Raw genomic sequence first — 15,137 nt, forward strand, 5'->3', positions numbered from 1 at the left:
ATATATACCTTAGCCTTAGAGATGACTAGATAGGTGATGACAGTTAAACTGCGTGTTCTTCATTATTCGCTTGCTGCACATTAGGCCTGACAAATGATTCAAATCAGTAAGTATTTTAGTTAATATATCGTCCATGCTTGATCCGGTATTTTATTATATGTAGCAATTGGATTAATTCTTGCGGGTGTCAGTCCTTGTTACTAGGTAACCGTCTTCGACAGATACTTACAGTTGAATTTGAAGTGGGTCTTTCAACATTACTCAATATTTTTAGTGGATTTCAAATTCGCTGTTTATTGAGCTTGATTTAGGATTCATTCAATAGATTCATCAAACAACATCTAAAACAAAATCAGTCGGTTATAGTTCCTAACTGATCTGAAAACTCAGCCCATCCTTCGTTCATGATGATAACAGATCGATCATTAATAGCTTAAGTTACATGATAGAGTTAGGCTCCCTGCTTACACCATTTAAACGTACACATTACTGAATAGGTAACAAGACTTTCGTCGGATAGTGATGTTCATTCTAACTTTTTGGAAAAATACTGAAAACATATCTGAACATGATTGTCTCTTATCCTTGAGTAAAATCATCCCAGTTACTACCAGTTCTTTTTTTGACGAGGATTGTGGATGAAAGGCAATGCTAACGGAAAAACATGATATTTTATCACTACGTACGACGATAAATAATCACCTGCTATGGAAATTTGTTCGAGAGTATATGTTGAGTTTCGAAATTACTTGATGACATTGGCTAAGAGTGATATCAAAATTAGATGAGCTTTAAATTATAACGAGATTGAATAAGATTAAATCTTTATATAAGGTCACTGCTGATGAATCTATTCTTTTCAAGTCATTCCTGCTGAAGTATTTTATGGGTTTGGAAATGCATAGCATGGGTGCGCTTTTTTCTTACTTATTTTTTCTGAGAATGCAATTTAGAACAATGGTCTTTGCCTACCGTATGAATAAATTTCATTATATCCCGTTAAACGTACCGATCAGCGAATTTTAGAAAAACTGTGGAAAATTTTCTGACAAAATTATTTTTGATACAGACTTTATAACGTTTTGTTATCCCTTTCGGAGGCATGAATTAACAATAAACCGATAAGGTGATTCACACATAAGCATGGATGATATAGTTAGGAAAATTACACATTGAGATCAACATCGATTTATACTGTCCAAACTGGACATTTTTTATTGAATCCGAGATACCGTTTGAATCGTATATAATCAAATCCAAATTATAAAACTGGGTAACTCATAAAGATACTTTCAATTTTTTGATTTAAATTCTCGTTCTACTCTGAAACCTCTCTTCGAATATTTAACACTCTTATCGTATTGTTTCTTATAAATACATAATATCTTTACTGTTCCCCCGTAAAACTAACCGCTTTAACTGTTATAGCGCAAAAGTAGTGCCAAGAACGCGATATCAACATTAGACGTCTAAATACCAAGCGTTATCTTTCAGTTGTCCATTGACCAACGGGCATATAATCGCACAATTGATTATATTTATGACTTGATTTTTGAAAGAACTATCATCATAGTAATATACATCAATGTATTATTTTAAATAGCAGGAAGATCATGAGTAACCTTATTGTAGCCAAAACATCAGCCCAAAAAAGTATCATCAAAAATAATAAAGTATTACGCAATACGTATGCTTTACTTTCTATGACTTTACTATGGTCTGCTATTGTAGCAAGTATTTCAATGTGGATGAACCTTCCACGTCCTGGAATCATAATCATGCTTGTTGGTTTTTATGGTTTGCTTTTTTTAACCGAAAAAAATCGTAATAATAGCTTAGGTATCGTCTTCACGTTCCTCTTTACTGGTTTCTTAGGATATACGATTGCTCCGATTCTTAACTTTTATGTTGGTTTGGGTATGAGTGATGTAATTGTGACCTCTCTCTCTGGTACAGCTTTTTCATTGATAGCTGCTTCGGCTTACGCGTTCAAAACTAAACGCGATCTCTCAAAATTGGGTTGTTTAATGTTCTCTTTGTTTTGTGTATTGCTTTTGGGAGTCATCGCTAATATTTTCATGCATTCAACAGCTATGCATCTTGTAATTAGCAGTTTATTTATTGTTTTCTCCACTATGTCAATTTTAGTTACAACTCAAGGTATTGTTCGTGGAGGTGAAACTAATTATATTTCTGCAACCGTTGCACTTTATGTTTCTATTTACAATATTTTCATTAGTTTGCTGAGTATCTTAGGTATAATGAACAATGATTAAGTATAATTTCTACTAAAACATGAAGTTGATTGATTACAAAAATCAAAAAATCAGAGTCGACTTAGATGGTTATCTAGTCGACTCTGATCGTTGGGAACCTGGAATAGTTGAAGTGATAGCGAAGAAAGAAAATATTTGCCTAACTGAATCTCACCTAGAAATTATTTATTTTGTTCGTGATTTTTATCAAACGTTTAGTACTTCTCCACCATTAAGAATTTTAGTGAAAGCCATAGAAAAAAAATATGGCCTCGAAAAAGGAAACAGTAAATACCTTTTCAAGTTGTTTCCAAAGGGGCCAGCAAAGCAAGCGACTAAACTGGCTGGTTTACCTAAACCAGTTAAGTGTTTATAAAAATTAATCATTGGAAGATATAAAGAAGATTTCCGCTCTACGATTGCAAGCTTTTCCTATCTTAGTTTTATTTTTGCAAAGTGGAATATGTTTACCGTATCCCAAAGTAAAAATAGAATCTGCACTAACACCATTATTAAAGGTTAAAATCTCCTTAACTTCCTGAGCACGTCTTAACGATAAAGCATCATTGAGGATTATAGAGCCAGTATTGTCCGTATGACCGCTAACTATTGTGTCTATTTTTCGATTTTTTGACAAATGCTTACCTATCAAATTTAACCGAGAAAGGTAACCTTTAGACACCTTCTCTGATCCTCGTTCAAATTGAATTATATCTTTCAATTTTATCATCATGTGTTTACCAGTCAGTATTTCATGAGAAATTTCATTTTTATTTAAAAAATTTTGTAATGAAATAAAGGCTAGCATATCCTTCTGGATAGTTGGACCTTTCAAATTTAGTACAAATTGAGAGTCGCAATTAATCAATTGTCGGATATTTTTAGGAGCGGTGTGAAGCACATCTTTTTTCAAAACCGTATCTGGTAATATGCAACTCGTCAATGATAAAAGAATGAGCAAAGATAAATATTTCATTCTGCTTACTTAATATCTCAATGATAAAGTTAGATTTATTCAACTTTATATATTTTTAGCAAGAAAAATACTATCCAATTACATTACCTTTAACCATATTTTTTAAAAAAATTAATTGTATAGCGAATTTTGCTTTAAAAGGAGTTTTTTATATCGGTATACAAGTGTAGACTGGTTTTGCATTAAAATAACATCTTCATTTAGAATGTTCCGTCTTTTATCTTTTGAAAGCTAAAAGATATATTTCTATCAACTCGCTCATATTAAAGTTATGAACTTATGCTTTGTATTTTTTTGAAAATTTAAATTTTATAACTTTTTTGTTTTACTACTGATTAAAGTTGTTTAAGGTATACCTCTTTAAACTGGCGTCCATTTATTAAAAAATTTAAGTGATTGAGATATGCAAAATAAACGTAATTCATATAACCGCGATGATCTTTTAGCTTCTAGCCAAGGAAAACTTTTTGGTTCAGGCTATCCACAATTACCCGCACCAAACATGTTAATGATAGACAGGATAACTAATATTTCTGAAATTCAAGGTAATTTTGGAAAAGGTATAATCTCAGCTGAACTTGACATTGTTCCAGAACTTTGGTTTTTTGACTCCCACTTCCTTGGTGATCCTGTTATGCCTGGTTGTCTAGGACTTGATGCGATGTGGCAGCTTGTTGGATTTTTTCTGGGTTGGATTGGAGGTAAAGGAAAAGGTCGAGCATTGGGAGTTGGCGAAGTTAAGTTTTCAAGTCAAATTTTACCTAACTCGCAAAAAGTGAGATATGAAATACATGTTAAACGCGCAGTAAACCGTAAACTAGTTATGGGCTTAGCTGACGGCTATGTGTTTGTAGAAAATAAGGAAATTTACTTAGCAAAAGACCTTAAAGTGGGGTTGTTTCGAGATACCTCTTCTTTTTAGAACTATATTCTATAAATTTGTGGATTTAGATCGATGAGCTACTAATTATTGCCATGTTTTTCTCTTTTTCTATAAATATAAAGGTTATAATTAACCAGAGCAAGAATAAACAGAGAAAAGCAACCCAAAGAACCCGCATTTCTTTCGACTCTCCTACTCTCTGATTCTAACATTCGACTCTGAATATCAGAATTTGTTGCGTTGAAAATTGGGATTAATTTAACAGCTACAAGACGTTCAACACCTTGAGTACAATGTGAATTATGAGTACTGTCGTCGTATTCTTTTATTTCACCGTTTAAACTGGTGCATCGAAGTGCAGTACCTGCAATGACTCCTGCATCGTTGATATCTGTAGCATCAACAATACGATAGGCATTATTCTTTGAAGATATACCAGGTGGAGTATTAATACTATCGCCATTAGTTAGATCATCAAGAAAATGAGCTTGATTATTAAATATATCAGCGCGAGTAAAATTAGTACCATGAGTGTTGTATGGATAAATAAAAGCTCTTTTACGACGAGGTTTACCACCTTTCTCGCGTGTATCTTCAAAATCTAATTGTCCAACTATTTCATTATAGTTATTAATAGCACCTGCTTTTCCACCAGCGCTATTAAAAAAAATTCCGCCTGATAAAAAAATAGCAGATGGATTGGATTCTGAAGCATTATTTACAATAAACAATCTATTGTTAGCTGCTCCATTTTCCGGTTTACTACCTGAACGCTTAGCTACACCTATAACAACTAGATTATTGTTAATAGCTGTCGCTACTGAGTTACTATGAACAAAATTTCCATTAATTTTAGATCTTGCATTAGGAATTATAATAGACTTCCAACTACTTGGTTTTGTATAATCAACCTCCAATACTCTGAAAATAGAAGCATTATAGTAGTTTCCGCTACCATAGGCATTATACCCAACACCATAAATATAACCATCATTCAAAACTATATCGCGCATACTCCCTTGGGCTAGTAATCCTCCATAATTTGCAATACCACTTTGCCATTGCAACTCTACTGGATTTTCACGGCTTTTCCATACTGCAGCCTTCGAAGTATGATGTGAACCATTTTCGTTAAATTCTTCACGAGCAATGCTACCGACAGCGTAAGTATTTGTACTATCTATAGCCCATGCTCTACCTTGTTTCCAATTTCCTAATTCAGCACTACCATTTGGAAGAATAGGAGAAACAATTGTGTTACGAGTGCCCCCAGCTATGCTTTGATTACCGATGGCTTCGCCAGAAAAAGTTAATCTATTAATAATATTGTTAAATTTATTATCAAAATTACCGTTTTCTATGAATGCTAACGCATTCGAAACAGTATCTCCCACCAATTCGTTATTCCAAGAAATCCAATGGTTACTCGCCCAAATGTCACAGGTTGAATACAAAAGTTCGCGATGACAATAATTCTTAAAGTCGCTATATTCTTGTATGTAGTTAAATGAACGATCCATTCCAAACGGTGACTCTTCGCGGTAACTATAACCATCCGGTGTTACTCTGGTTTCAGCAGCCAAAGCAAACTCTTCAGGATTGCAAGATATTGCAAAACAACCTAAATTTCCCCCTTTGACACTAGGTATAATGGCAACGCCATAAACTTCATTGTAATTACCTAAGTTTTCTATTTCGCTGGGTACTGATACCTCAATAATTTCATAAAGTGCTGCCCTAGAATTGATGGTTATAAAAAAGACCATAGTTATAATCACAAATCGCAACGCTTTTATACTCATTGTTATCCTTAATTTTATTTCAAACTTATCTTTAACTTTCTGGTCTATTTAATAAAATAACATTGATTATTATCGAATAGGATTCTCTCTACAATATACTAAAGATTTTCTACGATCTCCCTCAGTAACTTTGGACCATGATAAACAAAACCAGAATATATTTGAATTAATGAAGCTCCCATAATCAATTTTTCTCTAGCAGAAACACACGAATCAATACCGCCTACTCCAATAATTTGGCATTTTCCATCAAGTTCTTTATGCAAACAACGCACGATATCAGTACTACGATATTGAATAGGTCTACCACTTAAACCGCCGGCTTCATTAGAATGTTTCATACCTCTAACAAGAGATCTATCAAGGCTTGTATTCGTTGCAATTACAGCATCAATATTATTTTTTATTAACAATTGGGAAACTTGAGCAATTTGCTCATTATTGAGATCTGGTGAAATTTTTAAAGCTAAAGGTACGTACTTCCCATGCGCTTCAGATAATTCATTTTGTTTGAGTTTAAGTGAAGAAAGAAATTGATCCAGGTTCTCCCCATATTGAAGAGAACAAAGATTAGCAGTATTAGGAGAAGAAATATTTATAGTGATATAATCAGCATGCTCGTATACTTTTTCCATGCAAAACAAGTAATCTTTTGCCGCTTCCTCAATCGGTGTATCCTTGTTTTTTCCTATATTAATGCCTAATACACAATTAAATTTAGAGTTTTTAATATTCTCCACAAAATGATCAACACCTACACTATTAAACCCCATCCTATTGATGATTCCATTAGCCTTTAAAAGTCTAAAGATGCGTGGTTTTTCAGAACCAAATTGTGGTCTTGGAGTAACAGTTCCTACTTCAATAAAACCAAAACCCATTGCATCGAATGCCTCTATACACTCACCATTCTTATCCCATCCTGCTGCCAAACCAACTGGATTGCGAAAATTTATTCCCATACATTCAACAGGACGATTAGGCAGTTCTTGACGATAAAAAAAATCCAACCACGTTCTAGAAAAAAATTTTAAAAACTTAATTGTAAAAGCGTGCGCTCTTTCAGGGCTAAATTTGAAAAGGAATAACCTAGTTATACGGTAAAACATTGTACCTCCAAAGTTTAAAGAATATTAAGATCTCATTATTTCCTCGTTTGCCGCACAATTTAAATTTAATAGCATTAACTCCCGCAAAGCGACTGAAAATTTTGCAAATTCATGTACTGGACCCACTTTAAAATCATTTAAAATATTTTCCCAACGATGCAAAGAAAGTTTATGAGTAGCCATCCATTTATCTAAAGCTTTAATTACATCTGACTCTTCAGATATATAGTCACGACTCAGTACTTGGCTAGTTAGCTGACGTTGTTGCCAATCTAAGTCTTCACGGAATGCGGCTCTAGCTAAAGCTTGCCAGTTATTGTTAACAACCTGCCTATTAATTTGCTTCAAAAACCAGTGGAGAGATAACCTATCGCCTAAGTTATAATATAGTTTAGCAGTTTGTTCGACAGTTTTACCCTTTTGCCGAGCTATCGTGGATATATCTAAGACTGAATATAAACTGGATAAACGAGCAACATAATTTGCCAATTTACTTGAAATACCCTGCTCAATCCAAATCTTGGCCATTCTATTATGCTCTTCAACCTCATTTGCGACCAACATTTGATCAAGATTTTTAGTGATTGTATGAGTATCGTCTTGGTATAGTGCGATCAGAGTTTTAACCGATTGTCTTCCAGTGTGATTTCTTAATAACCAGCGAGATAAACCACGTAAGGTACGTCTTACATAAAACATCACATCATATTGTGTCTTTGCAGTAGCGATATTATCTAATTTGCGTACTTGATCTAATACTAGGCCTAAACCATATATTTCCCTTGCAGCAACATAAGAATTCGCTATGTCAACAATATGCGCTCCAGTTTCTTCCCGCAAACGAGTAACAAAATTACAACCCATCTCATTAACCATTTGATTAGCAATGACCGTTGCAATAATGTCAGCACGTAACGGATGACTGCCCATGTACTGTGAATAATTGATTTGTAATTTTTGAGGAAAATAGGTAATTAGTTTTTTAGAATGGAATTCATCACTAATAATATCTTCATGGACTAACTCCTCTTTGAGAACCATTTTAGCATACGAAATTAACACAGAAAGTTCAGGTCTTGTCAGGGCCATTCCTTGTTTTTTTCTTTCTAGCAAGCTTTCATCATCAGGGATACATTCAAAAGCACGATCTAAATGTCCTTCTTTTTCCATTGTATGTATGAAACGAATTTGTTCTTTTACTAAAGAAACCCCTTCATGTTCAGTAACTGAAATCGATTCAGATTGATAGTAAGCATCACTTAAAACGATCTCTCTTACTTCGCTTTTCATCGACTCTAAAATTATGTTGCGTTGTTTCAATGTGAGATCACCATTCCTGATAAGAGAATTTAAAAAAATCTTAATATTAACTTCATTATCTGAACAATCTACTCCACCCACATTATCAACAAAATCAGTATTAACTCGACCACCGATAAGTGCATATTCAATACGCCCAAGCTGAGTCATACCTAAATTTCCACCCTCAGCAACAACTTTCGCTTTTAAATCACAACCATCAATACGTAACACATCATTCGAACGATCTCCAACGTTCGAATGAGTTTCTGAAGATGCTTTAACATATGTACCAATACCACCATTCCAAATCAAATCTACTTCCATAGATAAAACCGATTTAATCAAATTATTCGGTGTCATAGATTCCTTTTGAGTACCCAACATTTTTTGTATTTCTTTTGTCAAAGGAATAGATTTAGAGCGTCTAGAAAAAATTCCGCCGCCTTTGGATATTAATTCGGTTCTATAGTCTTCCCAAGTGGAAGATGAGAGCTTAAATAAGCGTGCCCGTTCTTCCCAACTAGAAATTGAAATTGGATTCGGATCAATAAAAATATGCATGTGGTTGAAAGCTGCTTGCAAGCGAATATGCTTAGATAAAAGCATAGCGTTACCAAACACGTCGCCTCCCATATCACCAATACCTATTACAGTAAAATCCGTTGTCTGACAGTTGATACCCATTTCACGAAAATGACGTTTGACTGATTCCCAACCTCCCCTTGCTGTAATCCCCATCATTTTATGGTCATAGCCATTCGAACCGCCAGATGCAAATGCATCTCCAAGCCAAAAATTATATTCCTCTGATATAGTGTTAGCTAAATCAGAAAAAGTTGCAGTACCTTTATCAGCTGCTACAACCAAATATGGATCATCTCCATCGTAGCAAACTACGTTCTTAGGTCGAATAACCTCTCCTCCAATAATATTATCGGTAACATCTAGAAGTGCTCGGATGAAGCGCTCATAGCAACGTCGACCCTCTTCTAAAATTTCGTTTCGAGTTGTTAACATATGTTGTTTTTTGCAAACGAAACCACCCTTCGCACCAACAGGAACAATCACTGCATTTTTAACTTGTTGTGCCTTTGCTAATCCAAGTATTTCTGTACGAAAATCCTCTTGACGATCTGACCAACGCAATCCCCCACGAGCTATTTTTCCTCCTCGCAAATGTACACCTTCGATATCTGGTGCATAAACAAAAATTTCAAATGAGGGAACTGGTTGTGGAATATCCGAAATATCAAGCGGCTTAATTTTTAATGACAACCATGGTTTTTCCTGTTTATTTTCATCTGTTTGATAGTAATTAGTACGAAGTGTTGCATAGATTATTTCTATATAACGGCGAATGATGCGATCATCATCTAAATTTTCTACATAATTGAGTTGCTCAGTAATTTTTTTTGTGATTTCAATTTGACTACCTTGAAAATCTGGATTAAATCGTGTAGTAAACAGATTAATCAAACCTTTTGCTAAATCAGGATAATGATTTAATGTGTCTTCAATGTATTGTTGACTAAATGGAAAACCTACTTGTCGCATATAACGAGTATAAGCACGTAAAATAGAAACTTCTCTACCTGATAAAGAAGCTCCTAAGACTAAGCGGTTGAAACCGTCATTTTCTAGTTTACCAGACCAAATTTTTACAAATGCTTCCTGGAAACGTTCTTGAGCTTCACGTAAATCCACAATATTTTTGCTTTTATATAACATGGAAAAATCTAGGATCCAATACGTTTGCCCATTCGCTTTACACACTTCGTAAGGAGACTCTCCAATCACTCGCAAATTTAAGTTTTCAAGCATTGGCATTATATCAGATAGGTGAATTAATTCGTCACGATGATATAATTTCAAATTTACTGCTCTAGAGTTTTTAGATTCTTCTTGCGAACGATAAAAAAGCATTTGAAGCTTATATTCATCATTAAGTGCTTCTAACCGCTCAACATCTGCAACCGCAGAAGCCGGTAATATATCTTCTTTATACGAACGAGGAAAGGCACTCATGTATTCTTTTGAAAGCGGTAATCCTTTGCTCTCACCGAAATTTGCAATAATTGCCTTAGAAAGACGATCGTCCCAAGTTGAAGATGCCTCCATTAAATTTTGTTCTATCATTTTAACATCTACATCCATATTATTATTATCAACACGGACAATATAATGAGTTCTAGCTAATGAACTTTCTGAAAAATATGTAGTAAAGTCGACCTCTTGCTCGCAACAAAAATATCTTTGTAAGATCTGTTGAGTTTGTCGGCGTAACTCTGTGTTGTAGCGTTCTTTACTAACATAAACCATGCAACTAAAAAAACGTCCAAATGAATCTTTTCGGATAAAGAGACGTAACAAATCTCTATCTTGCATTTGAATGACGCCCATTCCTACTTCTAAAAGCTCATCCTCTTTCGCTTGAAGTAATTCATCGCGAGGGTAGTTTTCTAAAATATTATGCAACGCTTTATAGGAATATGAACCGTTACGATAACCGCTAGATTTAAGAATCCGCATTACTTTTTCATTAATTAGCGGTATGCTTTCAATGCTTTGATTATAAACGGTTGAAGTATATAGGCCAGTAAATCGATGTTCTCCAATTACTTTGCCTTTTTTATCAAATTTCTTTATACCAATATAATCACTATACGCTGGGCGATGGATACGAGACTGTGTATTTCCCTTGGTCAAGATGAGAAAAAAAGGTTTTTTTGCTTCAAGGCGAGCTGAATCAGAAAAATCAGATAATTTCACACCTCTGACGTATCTTTCATATGAAAATAAACCTAATCCTTTTTCTTTGGTAGGCACAAGTTCGGTTTCATCGTCAATGAGCACTAAGTTATATTCTTTGTAACCCATAAAAGTAAAGTTATGATTTACCAACCAATGCAAAAAATTTATAATATCTTCATAACGATCGCTTTCAGTAACAATTGTGTCCTTTAAATTCTCAATTTCGTGGGTTACCTGCTTTAATTTTTCAACCATTGGTAACCAATCCCTCACAATTAAACCAACATCTTTCATGATGCTTAGTAGTTCATTTTTAAGTAAGATCATTTTTTTTTCACTACTTAGACGATCCACTTCTATATGGAATAAAGACTGGAAACTACCATTTCCTTTGTTTATTTCTGTAATATTCCCCCTATTATCTCGTGTAACTTGAGTTGGGCCATGAAGCATCAGATGAGAAGATAAATCTAAGCGCTTTAATGCCATTTTAATTGAATCAACCAAAAATGGACTGTCTGGAATAACCATTTCGACAATGGTATGAGTCGATTGCCAACCTTGATAGCTGACTGTCGGATTAAACACTCTCACTGATATTTCTTCTGTTTTTTTTTCATTTATGTGGTGCCACAAACTAACGATAGCTCCATATAAATCGGATTCATTACGCTCTATTAGATCATCTTGAGCGATATTTCTGAAAAGGTGCTGAGCTAATTGGATAACTAAATGTTGATGAATTAAATTAAATTTTTTTTCGATGAGTTTATATACTTTTTCAAGAAGCACTGGTACTAAAGCCTCATAAGAAATCATATGTGTACTCTGTAATTAAATTTATGTTTCTCGAGAAAAACATGGAAAGAGACCTGCATTGACTTACTCCATATTTAGAGTTTTATCAATTTTTTCGAAAAGATTTTTCGACAGCTTATCTGAATATTTCATAGACTCTAGTTCTTTTTTGATATAGAACTGCCGTTGCTTGTCGTATCTTCTAAACTTTAATAATGGATCAATCAAGTTGGAAGCAATTTGAGGATTGATTCTATCTAGCTTTTGCAAAATCTCTCCTGAAAATTTATAACCTTCTCCAGATTTAGAGTGAAAACGAACTGGATTCATATTAAAGAACGAACCGATTAGACTATATACTTTATTAGGATTCTTGAGGCTGAATGCTTCATGCTTCATTGCGTGTTTAATTATTGAAAGCACATTTTCAGCTGGATTGCTCCCTTGCAATCCAAACCACTTCTCCATAACCAAGGAATCATTCCGCCATTTAGTACTAAAATCAGCCATCAGTTCTTCACGGCAAAAAAGTTCCGCATTGTTTGCTATTTGCATGGCAGCAATGGTATCTGTCATATTATTAGCCTTTTTATATTGAGCCTTGATAATTTCGTTGGCCTGACTAGTCAAACCTAAGAATGAGAGAGCAACGTTTCTTAGTGCTCGTTTAGCAAAAGCATTGTGTTCAATGGTATATTTTTTCTGATCTAAAGTGTAGTAAGTAATAGTAAAATCACCTTCTAACTCTTTAGCTAGTATTCTTTGAATAGATTTTAGCACCTTAGAAATAGAATCAACATCGACTAACTCATACCAACTAGAGACTTCATTATAATTTGGCAATTTCATCATCTCTGCAACGAATGCAGGATCTAAGGACTTATTAAGAAGCACATCACGAAATGCATCAACGACTGAATGATCTAAGTAAATATCTTCATCATTTTGAACATTTTTTATATTATCACGAATAGATTTACCCAAAATCATCTGTCCTGCATCCCAACGAGAAAACTCATTGCGAGAATACCTCATCAAAAACGCAAGTTCCTCCTTCGAGTAGTTATACTTAAGAATGACTGGAGCGGAAAATTCTGTCAGCATACATGGTATTGGTTTTTCCCTTATGTTATCAAATACAAAAGTTTGTTTTATTCTTTTAATATTTAGTAGATTCGAGATTCCTTGACCACAGTTTTGTAATTCAATTACATCTCCGTTTGGAGTATATAATTCTATCGTAAATGGAATATGTAAGACTTGCGCATTGCTTTTACCTTTCCATGTCTCTTTTTCTTGTTCTATCGTTAATTTATAGAGTTGATTTTTACTGCTATACTCACTTGAAACTTTGAGAATTGGTGTCCCTGACTGACTATACCATAACCGAAATTGATTAAGATTTATACCTGATGCTTCTTCCATAACAGTAAGAAAATCCTCGCATGTTGTCGACGTAGCGTCATAGCGTTGAAAATAAAGTTGCATTCCTCGTTTAAATTTCTTTTTACCTAAAAGCGTATGCAGCATACGGATAACCTCGCTGCCTTTTTCGTATACAGTAACCGTATAAAAATTACTGATTTCAATAGCTGTTTCAGGGCGAATCGGATGAGATATTGGGCTGGCATCTTCAGAAAATTGAACAGAACGAAGAATACGAACATTATTTATTCTGTTAACGGAACGAGAACCCACATCCGAAGAAAATTCTTGCTCACGAAATACAGTCAAACCTTCCTTTAAACTTAACTGAAACCAATCACGGCAGGTAACGCGATTACCCGTCCAATTGTGAAAATATTCATGCGCAATTACGGCTTCAATACTTAAATAATCCTCATCTGTTGCAGTTTGCTTACTGGCTAGGACAAACTTCGAGTTAAAAATATTTAGACCTTTATTTTCCATCGCTCCCATATTGAAAAAATCAACGGCTACGATCATATAAACATCCAAATCATACTCTAAATTGAAAGACTCCTCATCCCACTTCATCGCTTTAATAAGAGAGCGCATTGCATGATTAGCCTTGTCTACATTACCTTTACCAACAAAAATCCTCAATTCAACATCACGTCCAGAGCGTGTTTTATATTTATCGCATAATACATCAAAATTACCTGCGACAAGTGCAAAAAGATAGCTTGGTTTAGGGTATGGATCTTGCCATTTCATCCAGTGACGTCCGTGAGCAAGTTCACCTTGATCAATGCAGTTACCATTACTAAGTAAATATGGATACAGAACTTTGTCAGCAATTACTATTGTTGTATACTTAGCCAAAACATCGGGTCTGTCTAAAAAGTAGGTAATACGACGAAAGCCTTCGGCTTCGCATTGAGTACAAAATACTCCATTGGATTTATATAAACCCTCCAAAGTAGTGTTACTTTCAGGACTAATTAAGGTAGTAATACTTAGCTCAAATTTTCTCGGTAAGCTATTTAGCGTAATCCCTTTGTCAGTTCTTACATATTTCTTCCAACTTTTACCATTCACTAAAATTTTTTTCAGTTCTAGATCTTCCCCATCGAGATACAAATATTCACTTTTTTTGATTTGAACCACCCTAGATTTCGCATTAACTAAAGTTTGAGTATCAAATAAATCAAAAATAAGCTCAACATCAGTAATTTTATAGGATGGAGGCTGATAATTCTTACGATATTTAGTTTGAAAAATTTTATCCATAATTTAGGTTTTTCGGATGGAGTTATTGAAGTAAAAATTCTAAACACTTTATGAGGTAGAACAAATTACTAGAAACACATCACCTCAGTCTGATTTCAGTATTGAAGTTGTCTACTATTATAATGTTAGTATTATAAATACTGGTTCAACAAAATAAAAACACGGCATTTGATAATTTTCGGATGTAGAGATGATATATATTTTAAATTATCCGATTAGTTTCCAACTTGTAATCGATTGTCCAACTATTGAGAACCCCTCGTACATAATAAAGCAATAAAGTCATAAATTAATGAGAGCCCCATGATACTCTTCTAGGCAAAAAGTAGGCAAGCTTTACTTTAGCAGGATTTAATTCTCTAACAATCAACATAGCCTTATTCAAAAATATATAATGAGGCAACAACCAGTAATCTCATACTAAGTTAGAAGGATCCATATCAGGCAAATTCGAAAAACCTTATTTTTGTTAGACATAGTTAAAACATTTTCCGATCGAAAATTCACATATTCTTCCTCTAAACCACTGATAAATCGGACGTATCAAAAAATAGATCTACTTTTATT

The 15,137-nt window shown here is 34.2% G+C and carries 8 protein-coding genes; 3 read left to right on the forward strand and 5 right to left on the reverse strand.

Going from position 1 to position 15,137, the window contains the following annotated elements; all coding sequences use genetic code 11:
• Positions 1-1,613: 1,613 nt before the first annotated feature.
• Positions 1,614-2,276 carry a Bax inhibitor-1/YccA family protein gene (locus CF67_RS02330; protein WP_034413911.1) on the forward strand — a complete coding sequence of 221 codons (663 nt, stop codon included), beginning with the start codon at positions 1,614-1,616 and terminating at the stop codon, positions 2,274-2,276.
• Between the two features lie 25 nt (positions 2,277-2,301).
• Entirely contained in the window at positions 2,302-2,631 is a 330-nt protein-coding gene (locus CF67_RS02335) for a TusE/DsrC/DsvC family sulfur relay protein (RefSeq protein ID WP_034413953.1), read from the forward strand.
• 3 nt (positions 2,632-2,634) lie between these two features.
• On the opposite strand, the gene CF67_RS02340 is transcribed toward CF67_RS02335, so the two are convergent.
• Positions 2,635-3,231, reverse strand: a complete 597-nt coding sequence (locus CF67_RS02340) for an OmpA family protein (RefSeq protein WP_034413913.1) — start codon at positions 3,229-3,231, stop codon at positions 2,635-2,637.
• Positions 3,232-3,634: 403 nt separating this feature from the next.
• Here CF67_RS02340 and fabA point away from each other — a divergent pair, with 403 nt between their 5' ends.
• Complete coding sequence (fabA, locus tag CF67_RS02345) at positions 3,635-4,153, forward strand: bifunctional 3-hydroxydecanoyl-ACP dehydratase/trans-2-decenoyl-ACP isomerase (RefSeq protein ID WP_034413915.1); 519 nt, start codon at positions 3,635-3,637, stop codon at positions 4,151-4,153.
• 41 nt (positions 4,154-4,194) lie between these two features.
• On the opposite strand, the gene CF67_RS02350 is transcribed toward fabA, so the two are convergent.
• The 4 genes from CF67_RS02350 to pepN form a co-directional block, all read right to left on the reverse strand.
• The gene (locus tag CF67_RS02350; protein WP_242633201.1) at positions 4,195-5,880 is read right to left on the reverse strand and encodes a DUF3466 family protein; all 1,686 of its coding nucleotides are present in this window, start codon (positions 5,878-5,880) and stop codon (positions 4,195-4,197) included.
• A 134-nt stretch (positions 5,881-6,014) separates the two neighbouring features.
• Positions 6,015-7,025: a quinone-dependent dihydroorotate dehydrogenase gene (pyrD, locus tag CF67_RS02355; protein ID WP_034413917.1), complete on the reverse strand. Its 1,011-nt coding sequence runs from the start codon at positions 7,023-7,025 to the stop codon at positions 6,015-6,017.
• Between the two features lie 24 nt (positions 7,026-7,049).
• Positions 7,050-11,897 carry an NAD-glutamate dehydrogenase gene (locus CF67_RS02360; RefSeq protein WP_034413919.1) on the reverse strand — a complete coding sequence of 1,616 codons (4,848 nt, stop codon included), beginning with the start codon at positions 11,895-11,897 and terminating at the stop codon, positions 7,050-7,052.
• A 63-nt stretch (positions 11,898-11,960) separates the two neighbouring features.
• Positions 11,961-14,570: an aminopeptidase N gene (gene pepN / locus CF67_RS02365; RefSeq protein WP_034413921.1), complete on the reverse strand. Its 2,610-nt coding sequence runs from the start codon at positions 14,568-14,570 to the stop codon at positions 11,961-11,963.
• Positions 14,571-15,137 lie beyond the last annotated feature (567 nt).

Origin of the sequence: Candidatus Photodesmus blepharonis, assembly GCF_000731795.2 — a bacterium.
GTDB lineage: Bacteria > Pseudomonadota > Gammaproteobacteria > Enterobacterales > Vibrionaceae > Vibrio > Vibrio blepharonis.

Bases quoted from the DNA above. Each gene is read 5' to 3' on its own strand.
- CF67_RS02330 (WP_034413911.1), top strand. From the start codon at position 1,614: ATGAGTAACCTTATTGTAGCCAAAACATCAGCCCAAAAAAGTATCATC.
- CF67_RS02340 (WP_034413913.1), bottom strand. From the start codon at position 3,231: ATGAAATATTTATCTTTGCTCATTCTTTTATCATTGACGAGTTGCATA.
- fabA (WP_034413915.1), top strand. From the start codon at position 3,635: ATGCAAAATAAACGTAATTCATATAACCGCGATGATCTTTTAGCTTCT.
- CF67_RS02350 (WP_242633201.1), bottom strand. From the start codon at position 5,880: ATGGTCTTTTTTATAACCATCAATTCTAGGGCAGCACTTTATGAAATT.
- pyrD (WP_034413917.1), bottom strand. From the start codon at position 7,025: ATGTTTTACCGTATAACTAGGTTATTCCTTTTCAAATTTAGCCCTGAA.
- CF67_RS02360 (WP_034413919.1), bottom strand. From the start codon at position 11,897: ATGATTTCTTATGAGGCTTTAGTACCAGTGCTTCTTGAAAAAGTATAT.
- pepN (WP_034413921.1), bottom strand. From the start codon at position 14,570: ATGGATAAAATTTTTCAAACTAAATATCGTAAGAATTATCAGCCTCCA.